We start from the raw sequence: 25,687 nt of genomic DNA on the forward strand, positions 1-25,687 counted from the left end.
TCCTAATCATCTTGCAACTTTTCCAACAGCTTCCGTGCGATTGGTGCAGCTTCTGTGCCGCCTCCGCCGCTGTTTTCCACAAGGATGGCAAAAGCCACCTTTCGACCTTTTATTTCCGCCGAGCCGATGAACCACGCATGATCCTCGCCCGAATTTTCCGCCGTGCCCGTCTTGCCCGCTACGCGCACGCCACGGAGTGCCGCCGCCGTGCCCGTGCCTTCCTGCACGACCTCCTCCATGAATCCATGAATCAAGGAGGCGCGCGCCGCCGTCGTAGCCTCGAACCACTTCTCGCTTCGATGCTGTTCGAGTGTGATGCCGTTGGGCGTCACGACACGTTCGACCATGTAGGGCTTCATTACGACACCGTCATTTGCAAACGCTGCGGCGAGCAGCGCCATGTGCAGCGGCGTGACGAGAAGCGTGCTCTGCCCGATGCCGATCTGAGCCGTATCTCCTTGACCGAGGGAAGCGAAGTCGGGCAGATGCGCTGCCGCCTCCGCCAATTCGCCCTGCGCCGTCTCCTCAAAACCGAAGCGCTGGAAGGCGTCCGCCAGTTTCTTGCCGCCCAGGCGCAGCGCAAGCGAGCCGAACGTCGTGTTGCAGGACTCGATCAAGGCATGCTCCACATCGATCCTGCCGTGCACAGCGCCGTGGCTCTCGTGGATGACCGAATCCCCCACTTTGAGCGCCCCCGTGCAGTCAAAGACCTCCTTGCTGTTCGTGACGCCGTTTTCCAACGCCGCATCGAGAATCAATGGCTTGATGGTCGACCCGGGCGGATAAAGACCTTGCAGCGCACGGTTTACGAGCGGACTTTCCTTGTCCTGCCTCAGGCTGTCCCACTGCGCTTGAACATCGGACGGATCGAACGAGGGACGCGATGCGAGCACGAGAACCGCCCCGCTTTCCGCATCGAGCATGACGACAGCCCCGCGCCTTTCTCCCAGCGCCTCGTATGCCGTTTCCTGCAGTGCGGCATCGAGTGTCAGATAGACGTCATCGCCGCGTGCGGAAGAGAAAATCTGCGCGAGCGGCCCCAGTCGCCCGAGAAGTCGGCTGTGTCCGGAAAGCTCTGCTCCCTTATAAGCCTCGATGCCCGTACTGCCGATCGTATCATCAAGATAGCCCGTGACCGGTGCCATGATCCGCCCGTAAGGATAGCGCCTTTCGCCCACATTGGGGCTGAGCGCGAGAACTTCACCCTTTCGATCAAGGATGCTGCCGCGCAGCACGCTGTCCTCGGCGAGAGCCGCGCGGCGATTCAGTGGATGCTCTGCGAGCCGATCCGCTTCCCAGACCTGCAGATAGACGACATAAAGCGCCAGGCAGGAAAATGACAGGAGCAAGAGGATGGCCGTGCGCAGGATATACCTTGTATTATTTCGCTCAACCATGTCGATTCTCCTTTTTGGAAAGCACAGTCAAAATGCCGAGCAGCATGAAGCTGGCGATCATGGAACTGCCCCCGTAGCTTACAAAGGGAAGCGTGATGCCCGTCAGCGGTAAGAATTTCGTCACGCCTGCGATGATGATGAAAGCCTGCAGGAGAAACACGACCGCGATGCCAGCGGCAAGCAGCATGCGCGTCTCTTCCCGGCAGGCGAGCGCGATGCGTATGGCACGATAAAAAAACAGGGCAAAGACGAGCATGACGCCCAAGGAGCCGAGCAACCCCAGTTCTTCCGCAATCGCCGCAAAAATAAAATCCGTATGCACCTCGGGAATCAAATTGGGATGACCGTGCGCAAAACCCGCGCCCCAAACGCCGCCCGAGCCGAGTGCAAAGAGGGACTGCACGACTTGATAGGCGCTGCCCGAAGGATCGCTCCAAGGATCGAGCCAGATGTTGAAACGCACGCGCACATGGGAAAAGAACGAGTAACTGAGCGCGGCTGCGCCCAGAAAGAACGCGAAGGCAAGCGCCACATAAGATTTTCGACCCGTAGCCATATACGTCATGGAAACAGCTATGCCAAAAAAGAGCAGAGCCGAACCGAGATCGCGCTGCACGACGAACATCAAGATGGCGATGCCCCAGATGAAAAGGAGCGGCGCAATGAAGCGAAGCACGGGCAGCTTCAGCCAAAGAAGCCTGTGCCTAGGCAGCGTCAACACCTCCCGATGCTCCGTCAGATAGGCGGCAAGAAACATGATGATGACGATCTTGCCAAATTCCGATGGCTGCACGGCGAAAGGGCCGAAGACGATCCAGTTGCGGCTGCCGCCGATCTCCGTGCCGAAAAAGAGCGCCGAGCACAGGAGCAGAAGACAGAAGACGCCCAGAAGATATGGATAGGAAAGGAGGCGAAGAACCCTCTCCCCAAGAAAGACGAGGAAAAGATAAACGATCAGACCGAGCAGCAGCCAGCGCATCTGTGTCAAAAAGAGCGCGGGCTTCAAGCGTCCGATCATGATGAGGCCGAGACTTGCGAGCAGCATGGCCGCAGGGAATAGCGTCAAGTCCGTTCCATCTCGTCTGCCCAAAATGAACTGCGTGAAGAATGCACCGACGATGACGGCCGCAAGCCAGGGCAGCAGCAAGAGATCCGCCGTCAGACGATGTGCAAAAAGCAGTACGCCCGTGCCCAGCAGCAGGATGCCGAGCGGAGGCAGCAGCAGGTGCAGCTTAGCCTCTTTCATCGCATTCCACCACGATGGCTGTGATATTGTCGAGTCCTCCTGCCAGAAGAGCAAGCTCGACGAGAGTCCGTGCCTTGTCCGCAGACTCTCCCTGCAGAGTCTCGCGAATGGCGGCTTCTCCAACCATATTCGTCAATCCGTCCGAGCACAGGAGAAAGATGTCGCCAGCCTCAATCGTGAAGCTTCCCGTATCGACGACGAGTTTTTCTTCCACGCCGACTGCACGCGTCAGAAGATTTTTTTTCGGATGATTCCTCGCCTCCTCTTCCGTGATGGAGCCTCGATCGACGAGATCTTGTACGAAGGAATGGTCGCGCGTGAGCCGCCTGAGCACACCCTTTCGCAGAAGATACAGGCGGCTGTCGCCCACATGCGCCCAATACGCTGCATTTTCCCTATACTGCAAGGCGACGACTGTCGTCCCCATACCCTTTCGGGCTTCACTCGCTGCCGCTGCACAGAGAATCTTGCTGTTCGCTGCCTGTACGGCGTGAAGCAAAGCTTTCTCGCCGCATTCATGCACAGCATCGGAAAACATCTCAGCGAATACATCGACGAGCATCGCGCTCGCCACTTCTCCTGCGGCATATCCCCCCATGCCGTCCGCCACGACATACGTATCAGGCGGTATGAAGGCGCATGCATCCTCGTTGCTCTCGCGCACCTTTCCCCTGTCCGTCGCTTTCGAGACTTTCAAAAAAATCACCTCTCAAACCTCAGTGTCACAAAGCCGATGCGTATGAGATCCCCCGGCTTCAGATAAGCCTTTCCCTGCAGGATCGCATCGTTCAGATACGTGTGGTTCATGCTGCCCATGTCCTCGATGACATACTGATTGTTTACAAGACGTACGACAGCATGACGATGCGATACGAAGGAATCGGGAATGCGGATGTCGTTGTCGGCGCTGCGCCCGATCGTCAGTCCCTGCGTGAAGGCGAAGCGCTTGCCCAAAAGCGTTTCATCGCCCGCCTCCACGACGCTAAGCACGGCTTCGTCAGGCAATATTTCACGCGGCTTTATTTCCTGCCGCAAAGCCTTGGCGTCTTCAAACATCGCCTGTGCCAGGCGTGCGATAAAACGAAAGAGCAGCAGCAGGACGCCGTATTGAAAAGCTACGCTCAGAACGCGCAGCAAAAGATCTGAACCCGGCAATCATATCACCTCATAGCGCAGGACGGAATTTCCAATCTGAATCTCATCACCATGTCGCAGCCATGATTCGAGCACGGGACGTCCGTTGAGAAGCGTGCCGTTCGTACTGTCCTCATCCTGCAGAAAATGGCGATGCCTTTCATAGCGGATGGAGGCATGGACGCGCGAAGCGTTGGGATCGGTCAAGATGAAATCGCTTCGTTCACGTCTACCGAGAAAGATCTTTTTCTCGCCGAACGCGAGGTAAGAGTCGAGATCTGCTCCTTCCACGACCGTGAGCGAAGCAATCTTGTACTCCGTCGGCAAATCGAGCGGCACTTGGAAAGACGGTCTCTGCAGGACGATCGTGTGCTGCTCCTTCACCGCCTGCGCCACGCGCTGCACCATGTCAGAATATGATGCCTTCACGCGGCACAGGCCGAGAGAAAGTTCCGCATCCTTCTGGATGTTGATGGCAAGTTTCCCATCCATGAAGGCATCGAGCAGGATGACTTTTTTCTCCGCCAAGATGTGAAGATCATCAAGGAAGCGCTGTGACGAAAGGTGGTGGCAATCTTCCTCGTTCATAAGGATCGTATAGGCATTGGGCAAGATCCATTCTTTCTTCCCTTTTTTCGCCCGCCGCTTCGCGTTCGCGATTTCTTTTTCGAGCTTCTTCTCCACCTCGATCGGTTCAAGGGCGCTGCCAAACTTCTTATTGAAAAATCCTTCGATATGATTTTCCAAAAATGTTTCCCATTTGGTAAAAGCCATGGAATCCCTCACAATCTATTGCTTCTCTTCGTTCTCGGACATGTGACGGTTACGCAGTTGTCCGCAGGCCGCCTGTATGTCAACGCCCATCTCCCGACGTACCGTGGCCGTGATGTGACGGTGCGTGAGCGCACGACAGAAGGCTGCGGTGCGCTCCTCTGATGGCCGCTCGAAGCCCCGCTCCTTCACGGGATTGATGGGAATGAGATTGACGCTTGCAAGCTGTCCTTCGAGAAGTTCGGCCAATTCCTGGGCCTCCCGCTCGCCGTCGTTCACGTCGCGGATGAGGATGTACTCGTATGTGACGCGCCGCCCCGTCTTTTCCGCATAGCGTTTTCCTGCCGCAACGACATCCGACAATGGATACTTGCGATTGATCGGCATGAGTTCGGAACGAAGTTCCTCGCGCGGCGCATGGAGCGAGATGGAAAGCGTCAGAGGCATGCCCTCTTCGGCAAGACGGTCTATAGCGGGAACGATGCCCGAAGTGGACAGCGTGATGCTGCGATAGCTGATGTTCAGCACGTATTCTTCATGCAGCAGGTGCAGGAAATCCACGACATTTTCATAGTTCATCAAAGGCTCTCCCGATCCCATCAAGACCATGGTGTCGACCTTCCCGCCCTGCGATCTCAGCATTTCCTCGATGAAGAGAACCTCGGCGAGCATTTCCCCCGCCGTCAGATCACGCGCCAATCCGTGCAAGGTCGATGCGCAGAAGGAGCAGCCCATATTGCAACCCGCCTGCGTCGATATGCATATACTGTTGCCGTAAGGTTGACGCATGAGCACGGCTTCCACAGCCGCGCCGTCGGAAAAGGCGAGCAGGAACTTGCTCGTCCTGCCGTCGGCGGCATCGAGCCTCGCGCGCAAAAGAGGCGTGTCGATCGTGTATCTCGTCTCAAGTTCCGTGCGCAGGGACTTTGGCAGATTCGTCATGTCGGAAAAACGCTTCGCACATTTCTTGTAGAGCCATTCCGCCACCTGCCTCGCGCGGTATTTTTCCAAGCGCAGGGCGGCGAAATCCTCCTGCATCGCTTCGAGCGTCATGCCGAAAATGTTCTTCATGCATTCACCTTCTTCTCATGCGGGCAATGAAGAAGCCGTCCGTGCCGTCTCGCTGCGGATAAAGCTGCAGCATCTGCTCGGGGCGCTTTTTCAGCGGCAGGAGTTCTCCTGCATTCTCCAAGCTGAACTCTTCGTGCCGCGCGAGGAAGTCTTCCACGACGGCTTCATTTTCCTCACGCTCGATCGTGCATGTGCTGTAGACGAGCACGCCGCCGCTTTTCACGGCTTCCGCAGCAGAGCTGAGAATTTCCCGCTGCAATCGTGCGAGAGCGGCGAGGTCGTCCGGCCTCTTTCGCCAACGTGCATCGGGCTTTCGCCGCAGGACGCCGAGTCCCGAGCACGGCGCATCGACGAGCACGCGGTCGGCTTGGCGCGGAAAGCGCCTCCCCGCCTCGCGCGCATCGAGAAGCAGCGGCTCCACCGACTTGATGCCGAGCCGCTCGCAGTTTTCCGCAATGCGGCGCATCTTGTGCTCATGCACGTCGAGTGCGACGATGCGTCCACAGTCGCCCATAGAGGCGGCGATATGCGTCGTCTTGCCGCCCGGCGCACTGCAGACGTCTAGCACGAATTCGCCCGGCTCGGGCGCAAGGACGTGAGCCACGAGCATCGAGCTTTCGTCCTGCACCTGAAAAAGCCCCTGCTGCAAAGATTCCAGAGCGTCGAGAGAGCCGTGACGAAGGCAGAGGATTCCTTCGGGCGTCCAAGCGGAAGGCTCCGCCTCCACGCCCTCTTGCGAGAGGCGTTCGAGGAGCTTGTCCCTCGTAATCTTCAAGGTGTTCGTACGCAGGGAAAGCGTCGCCTGCGCATTGTCAAATTCGCAGAGCGTCCTTGCCCCTTCATAGCCAAACTGCCCGATCCAACGCCGCACGAGCCACTCGGGATGCTGCAGGGACAGGGCGAGATTTTCCGCTTCATGCGCCTTGCCCGTCGGGAATGCCGCTTTTTCCGGTTCACGAGCCGCCGTGCGCAGAACGGCGTTGACAAACTTTACCGTGCCCGCATGGCTGCAGCGCTTCGTCATCTCCACCGCCGTATTGCAGGCGGCGGAGGCAGGCACGCGCGCAAGGAAGAAAAGCTGGTATATGCCCAAACGCAAAATATCCCGCACCATGGGCGGGATCTTGGAAAGCGGACGATTCAAGTAGCGCCGCAGAATCCAATCGAGCGTGCCGCCCGCCTTCGCCGCGCCGTAGACCAGTTCCGTTGCAAATCGGCGATCCACTTCGGAGAGTTTCGCGGCACGCAAAGACCGCGCCAATGCCACATTGGCATAAGCGCCCTTTTCATTCACTTCATGAAGCGCCTTGAGCGCCGTCTCCCGCGCCTTGTCCATAGATCCTCCTCATTTTTGCCCTTCACCTTCGTCTTCGGGTACATTCTTCTCCTTCTTCGCCGCATCGTCGTCAATCAAGAATTTCTTGATTTCCTCACGCACCTTCTCAATATCGACGTGCGTATTGAAGCACGGGCCGTTCGGCCGTATGTTCAGAACGCCGACGGCTGGAAGAGGGTAAACGTCCTGTATGCCGCTCGTCAAATCGCGTTCGCAGGCAATCGCCATGACCGCCTTCGGGCGAATCTTCTTGACCGTCTGGCGCGCGAGCGTGCCGCCCGTCACGATGAAGAAATGGAAGCCCATCTCATCGGCAAGATTCACGAGAGCGCCGACGTCGCAGCCGCCGCAGCGCTTGCAGTTGTGCGGGTCGCGCGTGATCTTGTGCGGGCACGTCGCAAGCTGCAGGCAATGCGGCGTGACAACGAGAAGCTCGTTCGCATGCACCTTGATGCCGCGATGGTGGATGATCTGGTTGCTGACCTCGATGAAGGAGCGTTCGATGCGTCGCCGGTTGAAGCCGAACACCTTGCCGATCATGATGGCTACGGGAAAGAGCAGATTGATCAGCGTGTACGACTGCTTCTGAAAAATATGCAGAAACGGCAGTCCGAGAATCGCTCCGACCATGCTCAAGATGCCGAAACCCGTGAGAAATACGACGCTCGCGAAGAAGATGCCGAGCACGAGCGGCAGATAGGCATTGATTTCGAGCAGACCGAGGTAGCTCACGCGCCAGACAGCATAGGCGAGAAACGTCATGCAGAGGAAGCTCAGTGACAGAAGTGCCATGAAGAGTCTCTTGTGCGGGCGCTCAAGCCCCGGTATCACAGATGTCAAAACGATTCCCTCCTTTTCTCAACACAAAATGCATCATTCTGCATCGAAATCGAAGCGTGCGGGCAGCTGAAGGCCGTGGCCGCGCACATAGTCGCCCGCCGCCATCTTCTTCTTGCTCGGCGCCTGCAGTTCCAGTATTTCCAGCATCCCCTCGCCCGTGCCGACGAGAAGTCCCTGCTTCGTCACGGAAACGATTTCTCCGGGTTCTGCCGTACCCTCCGCAAGGCGCGTGCGCCAGATTTTGAACTTCTGCCCCGCCAGCATCGTGTAGGCGCCCGGCCACGAGTTCAGGCCGCGCACGAGATCATGAATCTCCTGCGCCGGTTTCTTCCAGTCGATGCGCCCCACCTCCTTGTCGAGAAGCGGCGCGTATGTGGAAAGCGCATCATCCTGCGGCGTGCGCTTGAGTGTTCCTTCCGACAAGGAAAAAATTGTCCTTTCCAAGACAGCCGCACCGAGCTTCATCATCGTATCGTGCAGTTCGGCTGCCGTCATCGCCTGCGTGATCGGCAGCGTTTCCCGCATGAGCATATCGCCCGTATCAAGACCTTCGTCCATGAACATCGTCGTGACGCCCGTCTCCTTCTCTCCGCGCACAATCGCCCACTGCATCGGCGCCGCACCGCGATAGCGCGGCAGGAGCGAAGCGTGGACGTTGATGCAGCCCAAGGGAGGCAGAGAAAGAATCTCCTTCGACAAGATCTGCCCGAAGGCGACGACGACGATGAGATCCGGCGCGAGTCCGCGCAGGACGTCGACGAAATCCGTCGCTTTGACGCGCACCGGCTGGTAGACCGCGATACCATGTTCCTGAGCGAACACCTTGACGGGCGGCGGCAGAAGCTTCTGCCCGCGCCCCTTGGGTCTGTCCGGCTGCGTCACAACGGCAACGACATCGGAAATCTCCACGAGACGCGCGAGACACGGCACGGCGAAATCGGGAGTTCCCATGAAAATCACACGAAAGCGCTTCATGACTTTTGCTCCTCTTCCTTGCGCAGGCTCTGCGCCACGTCGATGAAGAGCACGCCTTCCAGATGGTCAAGTTCATGCTGGATGCAGCGCGCCAAAAGCCCCTTCGCCGTGATATGCTTGCGCTTGCCGCGCCGGTCAAGAAACTCGACCTTGACCTTCGCCGCGCGCTCGACCTCGCCGAAAATTCCGGGCACGCTCAGGCAGCCTTCCGAATCCGTTTCGCTTCCCTCACGAAACGTGATCTTCGGATTGACGAGCTCGATGATTCCATCGCCTATATCGATGACAACCATGCGCAGAGCCTCACCCACCTGCGGCGCAGCGATGCCGATGCCGTTCGCCTCGTACATCGTTTCCGCCATGTCATCGAGCAGTTTCCTGAGCCTTGCATCGACACGTTCCACGGGAGCGCAGATTTCCTTCAAGACAGGCGCTCCCGCCTTCTTTATTTCCAACAACGACATGCCTCATTTCCTCCAAAAGCTATGATTCTGAAAATACCGACCCTCGCACCTCACGACAGACCCAGCCCATAGATGCGATTTGCAGCGGAAAAGAATACCTTTTCCCACTCTTCCTCGGGAACGATCTCTTTCATGAATCGTATGTAATCCTCCAAATTCGCCAAGGGCCAGTCCGTACCGAACATGATGCGGTCATAGCAGTCGAGGTATTCCAACCAATCCGTCAGCATGCGCATATACCCTTGCTTCTTTCGATAGAATCGCTCGGCGTCAACGATCTTTCCCTCCAAAAGCCCCGAAAAATCCACCGCGACGTTGGGGTTCTTCTCCACGACGCCCACGGCATCCAAGAGCCACGGGTTGCCAAAGTGGCACATGATGAACTGCACGCGCGGCCAGCGCACGGCAGCCTCATCGAGCACGAGCGGATGACTGTATTTTAAAAGACCGTCCGTGGAAGCTGTCAGCCCCGTATGGATGGCGACGGGTTTGTCGTACTTTTCTGCCAGCGCATAAAACGGTGCGAGAGCTTCTTCGTAAACGTAGAAATGGCGATAGCCCGGATAGAGCTTGATGCCGACGCATTGCCTGCGCTTGAGGTTTTCCTCGACGAGCGCGATCTGCTCCTCTGGCGAGCGCTCCTCGCCCAAGGTGTCAAGACCGATGCAATAGCTGAGAAAAGCCGGGTAGTCATGCTCCTTTGGCTCAAGGCTCTTGTTCCCCATGACGACGCCATGCACAACGCCGAGACGCTGATAGGCGTCCTCCAGATGCTCTGCTGTATTTTCATGCCCTGCAGCAAGGGCGATCTCATCAAAGTAATCTTCCTTGCAAAAGTGCAGGTGCGCATCTATGATTTTCATAAAGTATATCCTTTCGCATAGCGAGAGCCTTTCATTCTGCCGAAAGCTCCTTCCTATCATAGCACAAGACGCGTGAGAAGAAAAGAAACGGAAGTTACGACAGCATGGATAAACTCTCCGCTACACATCGAGCACGCCGTAGTGAACGGGACTGTATTTTCCCCCTGCAATATGGGAAAAGCCTAGGCGTGCGAATTCCAGACTGCGGCTGTTTTCCTTCAGCACGACGCGCCGTCTCGCCACGCGGCACGCTTCGGCTACGGCGGAAAGGGAGACGGGCGCGGATTCCGCCAGAAGGCGCAGTGGTGCGAGCTGCACGCTGTCCTTCAGAGGATGCCGGAACATTGGGTCGAAGTAGACGACATCATAGGAATCATCGGGAAGCGTTCGCAGAAAATCCTCATAATCTGCCCGCCGCACCTCAACTCGACGCATGGCGGCGTGCAGATCGTAATTTCCTGCCGAGAAGTGCGCGAGTCCATGGCGCACAATCTCATAAATCAACGGGCTTTTCTCAAGCGCCGTCACCTTGCCGCGCTCCCCTGCGATGAAGCTCGCCGTGATGGAATCGGCGCCGAGGCCGAGCGTACAGTCAAGCACCGTGTCCCCCTCGCCGATTCCCATCGCTTCCACCATATGATCCTTTTGCCCGCGCCCCAGTTCCCTGACACGCACATGCGCCATATTGGGATGGAAAAACAATTCGCCGTCGGACGTTTCCAGGCGCAGGCCGCCCTTCTTCACCACGAGAATAAAGAGCGCTCCGTACCGCACCCGCAAGTCCTCATACGATATATGCCTGCGCTTGACGAAGGGGATTCCCAGCCGCTCTGCAGTCTCTTGGGCGAGCAGGCAGTCCGCCGGGCGGCTCTTGTAGCCCGTCGTGACAATCGCCAAGTTCTTCTCTTCCATCCTGCACCTCACGTCCGTTTGAACATCTTCGCCAATTCTTCACTGCTGAACTTCAAGATGGTCGGGCGTCCATGCGGGCATGTATAGGGACGCGCCGTCTGCGAAAGCTCCTCCAAGACGATCTGCATCTGGCGAAAATTCAGCTCGTCGCCCGATTTGATGGCTGCGCGGCACGCCATTGTGGCGAGACACGCATGGCGGATTTCCTGCGCCGTCGTCTCGTGCATGTCATAGAGTCTCGCGAGGATTTCGCGAACCATATCCTCCGCTTCGGATACGGGAACGTCCGCAGGGACTTCCTTCAAGCGGAAATCGCGCTCGCCGCAGGCCTCCATGTCAAAGCCCAGACGGCGGAACAGCTCCTGATTCTCCGATACGAGCGCGGCTTCCCTCGCATCGAACGACAAGATCGGATGCACGAGAAGCTGCTGTGACGGGATGCGCTCCGCCATGGCGGAAAACTTGTCATAAAGGATGCGTTCGTGCGCCGCATGTTGATCGACGATGTAGAGGCCGTCCTTGTCCTTCGCGATGATATAGCAGAGATCGACCTGCCCGATCGGCGTGATGCCCGCATGGTAAAGACCGGCTTCCGACACGTCGGCAAGCGGCGTCTCTGCGGCTCTTCCCTGCGGCTTATATGCCGCGTCCCGCGCTTCGCGCACGAGTCCTCCGTCAGCGGAGGCGACATCGTGTGCGCTGTATGCCGCACCTTCGCCCTTGAGGACACTCTGCGCTTCAGCGAAACTCATCGCCGCCTGCGCGGGTGCTGCTCGGTAAGGATTCTCCGTATATCTGATACCAAAAGAGGTCTTGGCCGAACCATTCCCGGCAAAATCTTCCTCCTCCGATACCTGAGTGGCTGCGACAAACTGCATCGGCTCCATCGCATAGCGGCGCTCGACATTCTGCACGGAAGCCGCCACATCCTCAAGCGTCTGCCCGACGGGTCGGATGGCATCGACCACCGCCTTGTAGACCGCCTTGAAGATGCGCCCCTCGTCCTCGAACTTCATCTCGCTCTTCTGCGGATGGACATTGACATCGACGGAGCGCTGCGGCACAGCGATGTTCAGGACGACCAGGGGAAAACCCGATTTCGGCAGGAGCGAGTGATAGGCGTTGTCGATCGCCTTGGCAATCGCCTTGTTCGATATGATGCGGCCATTCACGATGAAGGTCTGCCAAGCGCGGCTGCTCTTGAGCATCGAAGGCTTCGTGATGTAGCCCGTGATCTTGATGTCCTCATCCTCGAAGGAAAGCGCCAGAAGTGCACCGGCGGCCTGTGAGCCGTAAATGCTGCGAATGGCATCAAAGAGCGAACCGTTTCCCGGCGTCATCGCTGCCGTTTTATTGTTGCTGATGAGACGAAATGCTATATCGGGGCGAGAAAGCGCGAGCTTCGTCATAAAGTCGCTGATGCGCCCGCCTTCCGTATGCGTCGTCTTGAGGAACTTCTTGCGCGCGGGCGTATTGAAGAATAGATCTTCGACCTGGATCGTCGTGCCCAGACTGCAGCCCGTCTCGCCGATGTCGTGCGTGATGCCGCCGATAATGCTCACTTGGGTACCGAGTTCTTCGCCCTCTTTTCGCGTGCGCATACGGAAGCGGGAGACGGCGGCTATCGTCGGCAAGGCCTCGCCGCGAAAGCCGAGCGTCCTCAAGGAATAGAGATCGCCGACCTCCTGAATCTTGCTCGTCGCATGACGCTCGATGGCAAGTTTTGCATCCCCCAGGCTCATGCCGCAGCCATTGTCCGTCACGCGCATGAGGCTCGTGCCTCCCGCCATAATTTCCACTTCGATCTTCGTCGCTCCCGCATCGATCGAATTTTCTACAAGTTCTTTGACGACGGAGGCAGGGCGCTCCACGACCTCGCCCGCCGCAATCTTGTTGATCGTATTGTCGTCGAGCACATGAATCCGGCTCATCGCTTTCCCTCCTCTCCCTTCACCTGCTGCTGCAGACGGTACAGTTCATTCAAAGCTTCCAACGGCGTCATGGCCATGACATCGAGCGACAGAATGGTATCACGCAGGGACGGGGCGAAGAGCGAACCCATCAAGGCGGCTTCTTCCTGCGGCGCCGCTTGCTCAGGCGCTTTCGAGGAAACGGCGATGCCCGCGCATTGCTCGATTTCATCGAGAATTTCCTGCGCCCTCTGCGTGACGTTCTTTGGCAGACCCGCCAGACGCGCCACATGGATGCCGTACGACTTGTCCGCGCTGCCCCGGATGATGCGGCGCAGGAAGGCGACCTTCGCGCCGCGTTCCTTGACCGCGATGCAATAGTTCTTTATGCGTTCATCTTCCATATCCGTCAGTTCATGATAATGCGTGGCAAACAGCGTCTTGGCATGAATCTTGCTGCGCATGTATTCGACGACAGCGCGCGCGATGCTCATGCCGTCAAAGGTGCTCGTCCCCCTGCCGATCTCATCGAGAATCACGAGGCTGTCCTTCGTCGCGTACTTCAAGATCTGCGCCACCTCATTCATCTCGACCATGAAGGTACTCTGCCCGCTGACAAGGTCATCGCTCGCCCCGATGCGCGTGAAAATGCGGTCGACAGGAGAAAATGTCATCTCCTTCGCCGGCACGAAGCTGCCGCTCTGCGCCATGAGCGTCAAAAGGGCGACCTGGCGCATGTAGGTCGACTTTCCCGCCATATTCGGCCCTGTGATAAGCATGATCTCGCATTCTTGATGGTTTAGTTCGGTATCATTCGGCACGAAGAGGTCGTTCGTGAGAATGCGCTCCACGAGTGGATGCCTGCCGTCGCGAATGGAGATTTCCCCATTTGCTGCGAGTTTGGGACGCACATAGTTATAGTTGTTCGCAGCTTCGGCGAGACTTGCGAGCACATCGAGGACGGCGATGTGCTGCGCCGTCTGCTGGATGCGGCTCAGATCCGCCTTGATCGTCTCGCGGATCTCCGTGAAAAGGCGATATTCGATCTGGACGATCTTTTCCTGTGCGCCGAGGATCTTCGTTTCAAACTCCTTGAGTTCCTCCGTGATGTAGCGTTCGGCATTCGCCAATGTCTGCTTTCTTATATAGCGCTCGGGCACGAGATCGGCGCCGCTGCGGCGCACCTCGATATAGTAGCCGAAGACCTTGTTGTAACCGATCTTCAAGGTTTTGATTCCTGTGAGTTCTTTTTCACGCTCCTCCATCTGCTGCAGCATCTTCTTGCTGTCATGCGAGATATGGCGATACTCGTCGAGTTCCGCATCATAGTTTTCTTTGATGATGCCGCCTTCTCTGAGGGAAATGCCCGGCTCTTCCACGATCGCACGCTCCAAGAGCGATACGATTTCTTCAAAGAGCGCGATGCCGCCCTCTGCTTCGCGCAAGAGCGGCGCAGAGACTGCGGCAAGCCGCGCCTTCAAAGGAGGCAATGCCCCGAGCGACAGCTTCAGCGCGACGAGATCTCGCGCATTCGCCGTGCCCACTTCGATGCGCGTCAAAAGGCGCTCGCAGTCAAAAATTTCCCGGCAATGCACCTGCACATCCTCGCGCAGGGAAAAGTCTGCGGCAAACTCCGCCACGCCGTCCAAGCGCCGCTCAATCTTCTCACGGGAAAGCAGCGGATATTCGAGCCACTTGCGCAGAAGGCGGCTTCCCATCGCCGTTTTCGTGAAGTCGAGGACATCGAGCAAGGTATCCTTCTTGCCGCCGTCACGCAGATTGCGGATGATCTCCAAGTTGCGCAAAGTATATGTGTCGAGGACGAGGTTTGCGCTCGCATCGAGGTAGATCAGGCGGTTGATATGCGAAAGATCTGTCTTGACCGTCTCATGCAGATAGTCAAGCAGGACGGCGACCGCCTTTTGTGCAAATTCACGCCGCGGCAAGGAATCCTTGTCAAAGTGCTGTGTCAGACGCAGCTTCCAATCGGGGAATGCAGCCTTTCGATGCGTCAGGGCGCACTTCGGCATCCGAAGCGCAAGGAATTCGTCGAGTTCATCGCGGAAAGAAATCTCGCCCATCAGAATGAGTTCCGGCATCATCAGGCGATAAAGCTCATCGAAGAGCATCTGCCGCGCGGCCTTTCCCTCATAAACGCCGTAGAAGCACTCACCCGTCGAAACATCGGCGGCGGCGAGTGCGAGCGCTTCCTCTTCCTCAAAAATCAGAGCTATATAGTTGTTCTGCGCATCGTGCAGCGAGGATTCCGCGAGCACCGTGCCGGGCGTGACAATCTTTATGACTTCACGCTTCGTAAGCCCCTTCGCCTTCGGGTCGCCGATCTGCTCGGCGATGGCAACCTTGTAGCCCTTGTTGATGAGCTTCGCAACGTAGCTCTCGGCGGCATGGTACGGAACGCCGCACATCGGCGTCTTCTCCTTGTTGCCGCTGCGGCTCGTCAAAGTCAGCCCAAGTTCCCGAGAAACGAGCTTGGCATCATCGAAGAACATCTCATAAAAATCGCCGAGGCGAAAGAACAGTATCTCGTTGGGATACCGGTTCTTCGTTTCCAGATACTGCTGCATCATCGGTGTGAGTTCCATAAAGCCTCCTAAAGCGCTCTCGAACAAGAAAAGGGCAGCCTATGCCGCCCCCGCCCTACTGCAATTCACCCTTGAGCACCCATGTCTGCGGCTGCGTGATGCGCACGCGCACGATGTCGCCCTCGGTTTCCTGACCCTTTTTCTGCCACAGAACGATCTTGTTCGTCCCCGTCCTGCCCGTCCACACATCCTCATCGGTACGGCTCGGACCTTCCGCCAGAACCTCCTGCACCGTTCCTTTGAGCGCCGCATTCTTTTCCAAACTGATTTCATTCTGCACCTCCATGAGGCGGTGCAGACGTTCCTTCTTGACGGAATCTTCCACCTGCGCCTCCATCGTCGCAGCCGGAGTGCCCGAGCGCTTCGAGTAAAGGAACGTGTAGGCAGCGTCGTAGCGGATTTCCCGCAGGAAGTCGAGCAGTTCCCCAAAATCCTCCTCTGTCTCTCCCGGAAAGCCGACGATGAGATCCGTCGTGAGACTTGCGTCCGGAACAGCCGCACGAATCCGCTCGACGAGGGAACGATAGGCGTCCTTTCGATAGACGCGGTTCATCGCCCGCAAGATTCGGTCAGAACCATGCTGCACGGGCAGATGGAAATGCGGACAGATGTGCCTGCCCTGACGTACTGCGTCTATGACAGCATCGCTGAGATCCTTGGGATGCGAGGTCATGTAGCGCACGCGCTCGACGCCCTTGACCGCATCGACCATGAGCAGAAGTTCCGCAAAGCTCGCAATCTTGTGATCCTTGCCGTAGGAGTTGACATTCTGTCCTAGGAGCGTAATTTCCTTGAAGCCCTGCGCTGCCGCCTCTTCCACCTCGCGCACGACGTCTTCCGGCCTGCGGCTATGCTCGCGGCCGCGCACATAGGGAACGATGCAATAGGTACAGAAATTGTTGCAGCCGTACATGATGGGCACCCAAGCGGAAAGCCGTCCCGTACGCTCGATCGGCACGTTCTCGGGCAGCGGCGCATCGCCCAACAGCACATCGACGACAGGACCGCGCCTTGCGGATTCAAGCCGACGAACCGTCGCCTTCAGCTCATGCACCTTGTTCGTTCCAAGCACGAAGTCGATGTGCGGTGCACGGCGAATCAAGGCTTCGCCTTCCTTCTGCGCCATGCAGCCCGTGATACCAAAGATGAGCGCGGGATTCGCGCGCTTGATATGCTTGATCTCGCCGATCTTCCCGTAGACCTTGTCCTCCGCCGTCTCCCGCACACAGCATGTATTCAGAAGAATGAGATCGGCGCGCGCCATATCCTCCGTGCGCTCGTAGCCAAGCGTCGCCAACTGGCCTTCCATCCGCTCCGCATCGGAAATATTCATCTGGCAGCCATAGACGCCGATAAATGCCCTCTTCTTCTGCAAGATACCATTTCCCATGAAAAATTGACGTACTCCTTACAAAACTGAAGGAAGCGCTGATAAAATGAGGTCGCCCAGATTTGCACAGATGCGCTGTATCTATCGAGGAGACAAACCACAGGCGTAGCGGTGCTACGTCGAGGATTTGTCGACGACGAGAGGACAGCGCAGATGTGTGAAGATGGGTGGCTGAATTTATCAGTGATTCCTGAAATCTGCGTATCATTATATAGTATTTTTCTTGAAATGTCATATTATTTTCTCATGACGTTCCAAGAGGTCAAGCCGAAGCCGCCCCCAACTACATGAAAAGTTCCATCTGATCGCTCGCATCCATATCGGCAAGGCAGCCGTGCGCCTGCAGCGCCTCGATGCACGTCTTCGATACGCCCGTGCGCTTCTTGATGTCCTCGATGGACGTGAAGAGTCCGTCCTTTCGCGCCTCGACGATGCTGCGCGCGGCGGAAGCTCCAACGCCGCCCAAGGAGGCGAGCGGCGGCAGGAGGGACTTCTCGTGGAGCACGAAGCGCTCCGCTTCGGAAGCGTAGATATCGACGCGCTCCATAAAAAAGCCTCGAAGATACATCTCCCAAGCAAGCTGCAGGACGATGATCGTCGCTTTTTCCTTGATGTCGGGCGCTTCCTTCGCCTCCAATGCGTCGAGCTGCTTCTTCACATAGTCCTTGCCGCGCGCCACGACATCAGCGTCAAATTCCGCCGCACGAATCGAGAAATAGGCCGCATAGAAGGCGAGCGGATAATGCACCTTGCAATAAGCGATGCGCCAAGCCATCATGACGTAGGCGGTCGCGTGGGCGCGCGGGAACATGTACTTGATCTTCTGACATGCCTCGATGTACCATTCGGGGATGCCCCCCTCGCGCAGGATCTTCACCGTCTCTTCCTTGATGCCCTTGCCCTTTCTGACTGATTCCATCGTCTGAAAGGAAAGGAGCGGATCGATGCCGCTGTGAATCAAGTACATCATGATGTCATCACGCGCCGATATGGCTTCGCGCAGGGTACATTGACCGCTGCGGATGAGATCCTGCGCGTTGCCGAGCCAGACGTCCGTGCCGTGCGAGAAGCCCGAGATGCGCACGAGGTCGCTGAAGCACGACGGATGCGTATCGTCGATCATCTGGCGCGTGAAGCCCGTGCGAAATTCGGGAATGCCGAACGTGCCCGAATTCGCTCCAAGCTCCTTGGGATCGAGCCCCAGTGCCTTCGTCGAAGAAAAGATGCTCAGTGTCGCCGGATCGTCGAACGGTATCGTCTTGGGATCGCGGTGCGTGAGGTCTTCGAGCATCTTGATGACCGTCGGGTCATCGTGTCCGAGGATGTCGAGCTTGACGAGACGGCTGCTGATCGAGTGATAGTCGAAATGCGTCGTGATCGTCGTCGTGTTCTTGTCGTCGGCGGGACGCTGGATCGGCGTGAAAAAGTGCACGTCCATATTGCGCGGCACGACCATGATGCCCGCAGGATGCTGTCCCGTTGTGCGCTTGACGCCCATGCATCCGGCGGCGAGACTCGCGATGTAGGCATTGTGCTTCTTGACGCCCTTCTCCTCAAAGAACTTCTTCACATAGCCGAACGCCGTCTTGTCAGCGACCGTGGCGATCGTGCCCGCGCGGTAGACATTGTCCTTGCCGAAAAGCTCTTCCGTATACTTATGCGCCACGGGCTGATATTCGCCTGAAAAATTCAAATCAATATCGGGAACCTTGTCGCCGTCGAACCCGAGGAACACGGCGAACGGGATGTCATGTCCGTCTTTCAGAAGCTCCGTGCCGCAGACGGGGCATTTCCTGCTCGGCAGATCGTAGCCGCAGCCGACGGAGCCGTCCTCGACAAACTCGCTGAATTTGCAGTGCGGGCAGCGCCAATGCGGCGGCAGAGGATTGACCTCCGTGATGTCGGTCATCGTCGCCACGAAGGAAGAGCCGACCGAGCCGCGCGAGCCGACGAGGTAGCCGTCATCGTTCGACTTCTTGACAAGGCGCTGGGCAATGAGGTAGAGCACCGAGAAACCATGCCCAATGATCGGCGTAAGCTCCTGTTTCAAGCGAGCTTCGACGACCTCGGGAAGGTTCTCGCCGTAGAGGGAACGCGCCTTGCGGTACGACATATCGCGGATTTCCTCCGCAGCGCCCGGAATCATCGGCGAATAAAGCTCGTCGGGAATGGGCTTGAACTTCTCGATCATGTCGCTGACCTTGCGCGGATTCGTCACGACCGCCTCGTAGGCGGCTTCTTCCCCCAGATAATCGAACTCGGCGAGCATCTCCTCCGTCGTGCGCAAAAAAAGCGGCGGCTGCAGTTCCGCATCCTCGAAGCCCTTGCCCTTCATGAGAATCGCGCGGTAGATCGCATCCTCGGGATTGAGAAAATGGACGTCGCACGTCGCGATGAGCATTTTCCCAAGTTTCTTCGCTAGCTCCGCCACCTTGAGATTGATGCGCCGCAAGTCCTCGTCATCCTTGATGTGCGGGAATTTGTCGCTTCGCACTAGGAATTCATTGTTGCCGATGGGCTGGATCTCAAGGTAGTCGTAAAAACTCGCGATTTCCAGAAGCTCCTCTTCAGGCTTCTGCGCGACGATGGCACGGATCAGCTCGCCCGCCTCACAGGCAGAGCCGACGATGACGTCCTCGCGGTATTCCTCAATGATGTGCTTGGGAAGGCGCGGCTGACGATGCAGATATTTCAGATGCGACAGCGACACCATCTGATAGAGATTGCGCAGGCCGTTCAAGTTCTTTGCCAGAAAAATGATATGGTTCGCGTGTTTCTGCTCAAAATCCTCTTGGACGAGATAGCCCTCCATGCCGTAGATGACCTTGATGTCGAGCTTGGACGCCGCCTTGGCTGCATCGGGGAACGCCTGTACGACGCCATGATCGGTGATGGCGATAGCAGGCCAGCCCCAGGAAGCCGCCGTCTTGATCAGCGTTTCCGCCGAGACTACGGCGTCCATATTGCTCATGCGCGTATGCGCATGAAGCTCGACGCGCTTGACCTCGGACTTGTCTTCGCGCTTCGGCTTTTCCACTTTCTGCATCGAATCGACGAAGAGCATGAACTCGTTCTGGAACGTGTCAAAGCGAATCGCGCCCTTGACTCGTACGAGCATCCCTTCTTTCACGGAAGTCAGTGCCTTGTCGTATGCTTCCTGCTCCTTTTCCTTGAAGAACTTCTTGCAGCTGATACCATTCGTCGCATCGGCGAGATCGAAGAGCAGCAGCTTCGTGTTCGTCTTGAACTCCCGTGAGCTGACGCGCCCGATCGTACCTGTCAGGATGACGTTCTTCATCTCGCCGTCAGTGTCGTCGATGGAAATCGCTTCGCCCGTAAACCTCTTGCCAAAAATCAAGTCTGCGCCATGCCCCGCCGTCCGCGTCATGGGCGCTGACCGATGCGCAGAAGCCGCAGCCGCTTTTTTCGGCTGCGCCGCAGAAGGCGCCGCGGCAGACGCTTCTTTCTTCTGCCGCAGATTTTCCTCATAGACGCGATCCATCATGAGGTCGCCATCCTCTTCCAGGATGTCGTATTCCTCGTCAAGCGCCTTGTACGAAACGGTGCAGCGAATCGTGAGCATCTTCTCGATGGCCTTCTGCAGGAGATTCGGCACATCGTGCGCGCGCAGAATCTCGCCCGAAAGCTCGCCCTTGACCTCAAGGAGCAGACTGCTCCCGTCGAAGATGCGCTTTGCATTCTTGAGCAGATGGAGCACCGTCGGATTGCCGTTGGCGGCAACGAGGCAGAGTTCCTTCCATGCGCGCTCAATGGAAGCCTCAATATCGAGAACGTCCTGATAAAACACAAGATTCTCGATCTGCACCCGCTTCTTGATATATGCGCCCACATAGTCGAGGAGGCTCGTGCGGATGAATTCCTGCGTCTGCAGCAGAATCTCCCAAGAGTTCCCTTTCAGAGAAATCTCCACATGCTTGACGACGGCGGCAAAGAGAATCTTCTGCTCCGCTTGCGTAAGCTCGATGCCCTGCGTGAGTTCACGCAGGATATTTCTTTTTTCCGGAACAATACATAGCTTCTTCTGCATCATACGCCTCGCTCAATCTTCCTTGTCGCCGTAAAGCTCCAAATACTTCTGCCTGTTCTTCAGAACACTCATCACATAGGCGCGCGTTTCCTCATAAGGTATGGCGGAAACCTCACGAAAATCCATGCCCCAATGATTTTCTTCCATCCAATCGTGCACATTGCCGCGTCCGGCATTGTACGCTGCCAGAGCCAGCACGTCGTTGCCCTCGAACTCCTTTTCCAGCGAAGCGATGTACCATGTGCCGTACTCGATATTCTTCTGCGGTTCATGCAGTTCGCCCGGATTATACTCCTGATCGTCAATTTGCTCGGAAATCCACAGCGCCGTTTCCGGCATCAGCTGCATCAGGCCGACGGCGCCGCGATGAGATTTCGCCCCGCTTTGAAACTTGCTCTCCGACAAGATCATGCCCGCCACGAGAGAACTGTCCACCTTGTACTTTGCAGCGTAATGCTCGACAACCGAGCGATATGGATAGGGGTAGATGTACTGACGCTGCATGGATTCCGACTGCATGGCGAAAAAAAAGGAAAACGCCATGCACAGGATGACAACGCCAAGGAAGAAAGCGGCAAAGCGACGATTCGTCTCCTGCCGTCTCTGCCTGACGCGCCTGTGAAAATCATTGCCCTCCGCCATGCAAGCTCCCTCTTCCCTCTGTGCGGCGCATCTCAAAGCGCCGACAGCCTTTCCCATGCCGCCGCTGTCTGCGCAGCCGTCTCTTGCAACGTGCCATCGTTCTCGATGATGCAGTCGGCACGCTGCCTCTTCTCCTCCAGAGGAAACTGCGAGCGAATCCTTGCCGCCGCTTCCTCCTCAGTATAGCCGTTGCGCTTCATCAGACGCGCCAGCTGCGTCTCCTTCGACACAGAGACGAGCCAGATGGAATCTGCCATGCGATTCCAACCCGCCTCAAAGAGCAGCGGCACATCGAGAAAGATGATTTTCGCGCCCTTTTTCTCAAGAGCGGCAATCTTTTTCCTCACGCTTGCGGCAATCAACGGATGCGCCGCCCCATCGATCCAGCGCCGCTCCTCGGGATTGGAAAACACTCGCGCCGCAATCTTTTCACGGCAAAGACTGCCGTCCTCAGCCAAGATCTCTTCACCGAAATGCTCGCGATAGGCATCCCAAAGAGGTTTGTGCGGCTTCGCCAGATCATGCGCGATCTTATCGGTATCAATGACGTGTGCGCCAAGCTTCATGAGCTGGCGGCTGACCGTGCTCTTGCCGCTCGCGATGACGCCGGTCAAGCCGATCAATCTCAGCTTGCCGTCGCGCAGCGGCTGACAATGCGGGCAGAAGCGCGTGCCGCGCCCGCCCACACGAATCTTCTCGATCTTTGTGCCGCAGACGAGGCACGGCTCTCCTTCCCGATGATAGACGCGCAGCTTTTGCTGATGGAAGCCCGACTTGCCCTCGCCATCCACATAGTCGCGAAACGTCGTGCCGCCGTCTTCGATGCCTTCAGCAATGACCTTCGTGATCGCCTGCCAAAGACGGAACGCCTCGTCGTGATTCAGCGTATGCGCTCTTCGCAGAGGATGGACGCCTGCAAAGAACAAGGCTTCATCGACATAGATATTGCCAAGGCCCGCCACCTTGCCCTGATCGAGCAAAAAGCTCTTGATGCGCTGACCGCTCTTTTGCATGGCGTCATATAAATACGATGCATCAAATTCCTCGGTCAAAGGCTCCGGGCCCATGCAGGCAAATGCAGGAAATGCTTTCCTTTCCTGCGGCTGCAGCAGATGGATCTCGCCAAACGTCCGAACATCTTCAAAAAAGAGACAGCTTCCATCGTCCAGATGAAATATAGCTCGCACATGTTTGCTGGGCGGCGTGTCGGCATCGCGCCGATAAAAGCGTCCCGTCATGCGCAGATGGAGCAGCAAGGTTTCCCCGCTCTCCAGAAGCAGCATCAGATACTTGCCGCGCCGCTCCAAGCGAAGGATTCGCCGCCCGCGCACACGCGAGCGGAACTCCTCAACCTCTGGGAATCTTATCGTTCGCGGCAGAAGCGCATCGACCTCCGTGATGCGCCGTCCCACCGCAACTTTTTCCAAAGAACGCCGTATGGTTTCAACTTCGGGAAGTTCCGGCATTCATCTCATCCCCTTATTTTGCTGCCGCCCAGTTCTCACCCGTATGAATATCGACCGAAAGCGGCACGGAAAGCTGCACGACATTTTCCATGGCATTGCGCACAAGGTCTGCAACCTGCTCTTTTTCGTTCTGTATGATTTCGAGCACAAGCTCATCGTGCACCTGCAGCAAGATGCGGCTCTTGAATCCGCCTTCTTGGAGTGCGCGGTGCGTCTTGATCATCGCGAGCTTGATGATGTCGGCAGCTGAGCCTTGAATCGGCGTGTTCATCGCCATGCGCTCCGCCAGCGTCCGCTGGTTGTAATTGGAGCTTTTGATGGCGGGCAGGTCGCGCCGCCTGCCGAAAATCGTCGTGACGAAGCCGTCGCTGTGCGCCTTTTCCACAACCCCATCGATAAAACGCTTAACGCCGCTGCACTTTTCAAAGTAACTCGCAATATAGTCGGCAGCCTCCTGCCGCGAGATATGGAGATCTTTGGAAAGTCCATAGTCGCTGATGCCGTAGACGATGCCGAAGTTCACGGCCTTCGCCTTGCGGCGCAAATCCGGCGTGACCGCTTCCATCGGCACACCGAAGACCTCGGACGCCGTTCGCGCGTGAATGTCCTGCCCGTGCCGGAACGCTTCCAAGAAATTCTTGTCCTCAGAAAGATGCGCGAGGATGCGCAGCTCGATCTGCGAGTAATCGGCGGACATCAGAGCATCGTAACCGTCGCTCGGTTCAAAGAGCGCACGAATCTGCCGTCCCTCGTCTGTACGCACGGGAATGTTCTGCAGATTCGGCTCTGAGCTGCTCAGGCGCCCCGTCGCCGTGACCGTCTGATTGAAGCGCGTATGGATGCGCTTCGTGCGCGGAGAAATCAAGCCTTCCATGCTGTCAAGATACGTCGACTGCAGCTTCGTCCAGAAGCGGTACGAAAGGATCTTTTCCAGAATCGGATGGTCGAAGCGCATGGCTTCAAGCACCTCGGCATTCGTCGAATACCCTGTCTTCGTCTTCTTCGTTCCCATGGGCGGCTGCAGGTCAAGACGCTCAAACAGGACGGCAGACAGCTGCTTGGGCGAATTGATGTTGAACTCGCCCTTCGCCAAATCATAAATCTCCGCTGTCAAGTGGGCAATGTGGGTGGAAATCTCTCGGGATTTTTCATGCAAGGCCGCCCGATCGACATAGATGCCTGCCTGCTCCATCGCGGCGAGCACCTCCACGAGCGGAAACTCCATCGTCTCATAGAGCGAAAGAAGCTGCTGCTCTTCCAAACGCTTCTTCAGCACAGGATAGAGCTTTTCTAGCAGCACCGCGCACCATGCCGCTCCCACAGCTCCTTCCCGTGCAGCTTCCGCAGCGTTCACGGAAGGAAGATATATAGCTGCGAGACTTGCCATATCGTATTGCGAAGCGGCAGGAGCCAGCAAATATGCAGCAAGAGAAACATCGAAACAAGGAGCGAAGTCCATGCCGCAATGAAGGAACGGCTTGTATTCATGGACAATCTTCTGAATGTCCTCTTTTTCGAATAACGACGAGAAACAGGCCAATTCCGCCGCTTCAGCGAGCAGAACCTCGCCCCCCGCGCATAAGACGAGATGCCGCGCCTTCATGTCAGGAACCTTTCCCTCGAAGCAGGCGGCAATCGAAAAGAAGCCTTGTTCTTCCGCTTTTTCTGCAAAGGCCTTTTTGGCCGCTTCATCATCCATCGTACGCAGGGAAAGCTCCGGCGCAGTTTCTTCCCGCACTCCGTTTGCCGCAGCGAAAGAGGCGAACGCGGTCGCCAAAGATTTCATCTCGTACCGTTGGAAAAAAGCCTGCAATTCATCTCTCTTAGGTTTCATCGCATACGAATCGGGGGCAAATTCCAAAGGCATGTCGCAGCGAATCGTCGCCAAGTCTTTGGACAGAAAGGCCTTTTCCCTATTTGATATGAGATTTTCTTTGAGCTTCTTGCCCGAGATTTCCGCCAAGCGTTCGTAGACGCCTTCCAAGGAGCCGCAGTCGATGAGGAGTTTCTTCGCCGTCTTCGGGCCGATGCCCGGAACGCCCGGGATGTTGTCAGAAGCGTCCCCCATCAAGCCCTTCATATCAATGAGTCCCCTTGGAGGGAAGCCGTATTCTTCCAAGAACAGCTTCTCATCGTAAAGCAAAAGATCCGTCATACCCTTGCGCGTAAATAGCACGCGGATATTTTCCCGCACGAGCTGCAAGGCGTCGCGGTCGCCCGTCACGACGAGGACGTCCACGTCTTCCCTCGCCGCTTTCACGGCGAGCGTCCCCAAGATATCGTCAGCTTCATAACCCGCTTCTTCGATCAACGGCACGCCCAACACGGCAAGGAATTCGTGCAGCATGGGAATCTGGCTTGAAAGCTCGGGCGGCGTAGGCTTGCGCGTCCCTTTGTACGCCGCAAACATCTCATTGCGGAAGGTCTTCTTCCCCTTGTCAAAAGCGACGGCAAGATAGTCAGGCGCATATTCGTTCAGCAGCTTCTGCAGCATATTCGCAAAGCCGTATACCGCATTCGTATACGCGCCGTCCGCCGTCTGCAAAAGCGGCAGCGCATAAAATGCACGGTAAAGAAGACTGCTGCCGTCGACAAGGATAAATCGTTTGCTCAACAATG

At 57.0% G+C, this 25,687-nt stretch carries 19 protein-coding genes; all 19 read right to left on the bottom strand.

Going from position 1 to position 25,687, the window contains the following annotated elements; all coding sequences use genetic code 11:
- Window positions 1-2: 2 nt before the first annotated feature.
- A complete protein-coding gene (locus QZ177_RS01550) occupies window positions 3-1,397 on the bottom strand; it encodes a penicillin-binding transpeptidase domain-containing protein (RefSeq protein WP_294175291.1) in 1,395 nt (464 codons plus the stop codon).
- Window positions 1,390-2,643 (bottom strand): FtsW/RodA/SpoVE family cell cycle protein, encoded by a 1,254-nt coding sequence (locus QZ177_RS01555; RefSeq protein WP_294175292.1) that lies wholly within the window; start codon window positions 2,641-2,643, stop codon window positions 1,390-1,392. Before QZ177_RS01555 ends, QZ177_RS01550 begins: the two co-directional genes overlap by 8 nt.
- A complete protein-coding gene (locus QZ177_RS01560) occupies window positions 2,630-3,349 on the bottom strand; it encodes a Stp1/IreP family PP2C-type Ser/Thr phosphatase (protein ID WP_009645190.1) in 720 nt (239 codons plus the stop codon). Before QZ177_RS01560 ends, QZ177_RS01555 begins: the two co-directional genes overlap by 14 nt.
- Window positions 3,346-3,798, bottom strand: coding sequence for an FHA domain-containing protein (locus tag QZ177_RS01565; protein ID WP_009645197.1), 453 nt, complete (start codon window positions 3,796-3,798; stop codon window positions 3,346-3,348). Before QZ177_RS01565 ends, QZ177_RS01560 begins: the two co-directional genes overlap by 4 nt.
- Window positions 3,799-4,551: a DUF3662 and FHA domain-containing protein gene (locus QZ177_RS01570; protein ID WP_264919183.1), complete on the bottom strand. Its 753-nt coding sequence runs from the start codon at window positions 4,549-4,551 to the stop codon at window positions 3,799-3,801.
- 15 nt (window positions 4,552-4,566) lie between these two features.
- Window positions 4,567-5,619 (bottom strand): 23S rRNA (adenine(2503)-C(2))-methyltransferase RlmN, encoded by a 1,053-nt coding sequence (rlmN, locus tag QZ177_RS01575; RefSeq protein ID WP_294175293.1) that lies wholly within the window; start codon window positions 5,617-5,619, stop codon window positions 4,567-4,569.
- Between the two features lie 4 nt (window positions 5,620-5,623).
- The gene (gene rsmB / locus QZ177_RS01580; RefSeq protein ID WP_294175294.1) at window positions 5,624-6,955 is read right to left on the bottom strand and encodes a 16S rRNA (cytosine(967)-C(5))-methyltransferase RsmB; all 1,332 of its coding nucleotides are present in this window, start codon (window positions 6,953-6,955) and stop codon (window positions 5,624-5,626) included.
- A 9-nt stretch (window positions 6,956-6,964) separates the two neighbouring features.
- Window positions 6,965-7,795 carry a DUF116 domain-containing protein gene (locus tag QZ177_RS01585; RefSeq protein ID WP_366461507.1) on the bottom strand — a complete coding sequence of 277 codons (831 nt, stop codon included), beginning with the start codon at window positions 7,793-7,795 and terminating at the stop codon, window positions 6,965-6,967.
- A 33-nt stretch (window positions 7,796-7,828) separates the two neighbouring features.
- On the bottom strand, window positions 7,829-8,770 hold the full coding sequence (gene fmt / locus QZ177_RS01590; protein WP_294175295.1) for a methionyl-tRNA formyltransferase: 942 nt from the start codon (window positions 8,768-8,770) through the stop codon (window positions 7,829-7,831).
- Window positions 8,767-9,234, bottom strand: a complete 468-nt coding sequence (gene def / locus QZ177_RS01595; protein WP_006192413.1) for a peptide deformylase — start codon at window positions 9,232-9,234, stop codon at window positions 8,767-8,769. The genes fmt and def overlap by 4 nt, the downstream gene beginning before the upstream one ends.
- 50 nt (window positions 9,235-9,284) lie before the next feature.
- The gene (locus tag QZ177_RS01600) at window positions 9,285-10,097 is read right to left on the bottom strand and encodes an amidohydrolase family protein (RefSeq protein ID WP_294175296.1); all 813 of its coding nucleotides are present in this window, start codon (window positions 10,095-10,097) and stop codon (window positions 9,285-9,287) included.
- Between the two features lie 120 nt (window positions 10,098-10,217).
- The gene (locus tag QZ177_RS01605; protein ID WP_294175297.1) at window positions 10,218-11,009 is read right to left on the bottom strand and encodes a class I SAM-dependent methyltransferase; all 792 of its coding nucleotides are present in this window, start codon (window positions 11,007-11,009) and stop codon (window positions 10,218-10,220) included.
- 8 nt (window positions 11,010-11,017) lie between these two features.
- Window positions 11,018-12,940, bottom strand: a complete 1,923-nt coding sequence (gene mutL, locus QZ177_RS01610) for a DNA mismatch repair endonuclease MutL (protein WP_294175298.1) — start codon at window positions 12,938-12,940, stop codon at window positions 11,018-11,020.
- Window positions 12,937-15,522: a DNA mismatch repair protein MutS gene (mutS, locus tag QZ177_RS01615; protein WP_294175299.1), complete on the bottom strand. Its 2,586-nt coding sequence runs from the start codon at window positions 15,520-15,522 to the stop codon at window positions 12,937-12,939. The genes mutL and mutS overlap by 4 nt, the downstream gene beginning before the upstream one ends.
- 55 nt (window positions 15,523-15,577) lie before the next feature.
- Window positions 15,578-16,912, bottom strand: a complete 1,335-nt coding sequence (gene miaB, locus QZ177_RS01620; RefSeq protein WP_294175300.1) for a tRNA (N6-isopentenyl adenosine(37)-C2)-methylthiotransferase MiaB — start codon at window positions 16,910-16,912, stop codon at window positions 15,578-15,580.
- Window positions 16,913-17,195: 283 nt separating this feature from the next.
- Window positions 17,196-20,963, bottom strand: coding sequence for a PolC-type DNA polymerase III (locus QZ177_RS01625; RefSeq protein WP_294175301.1), 3,768 nt, complete (start codon window positions 20,961-20,963; stop codon window positions 17,196-17,198).
- A 9-nt stretch (window positions 20,964-20,972) separates the two neighbouring features.
- Complete coding sequence (locus QZ177_RS01630) at window positions 20,973-21,602, bottom strand: lytic transglycosylase domain-containing protein (RefSeq protein WP_294175302.1); 630 nt, start codon at window positions 21,600-21,602, stop codon at window positions 20,973-20,975.
- A gap of 32 nt (window positions 21,603-21,634) precedes the next feature.
- The gene (mutM, locus tag QZ177_RS01635; RefSeq protein ID WP_294175303.1) at window positions 21,635-23,068 is read right to left on the bottom strand and encodes a bifunctional DNA-formamidopyrimidine glycosylase/DNA-(apurinic or apyrimidinic site) lyase; all 1,434 of its coding nucleotides are present in this window, start codon (window positions 23,066-23,068) and stop codon (window positions 21,635-21,637) included.
- A gap of 13 nt (window positions 23,069-23,081) precedes the next feature.
- Window positions 23,082-25,685: a DNA polymerase I gene (gene polA / locus QZ177_RS01640; protein ID WP_294175304.1), complete on the bottom strand. Its 2,604-nt coding sequence runs from the start codon at window positions 25,683-25,685 to the stop codon at window positions 23,082-23,084.
- Between the last annotated feature and the right edge of the window lie 2 nt (window positions 25,686-25,687).

Source organism: uncultured Selenomonas sp. (genome assembly GCA_905372355.1).
Taxonomy (GTDB): Bacteria; Bacillota; Negativicutes; order Selenomonadales; family Selenomonadaceae; genus Selenomonas.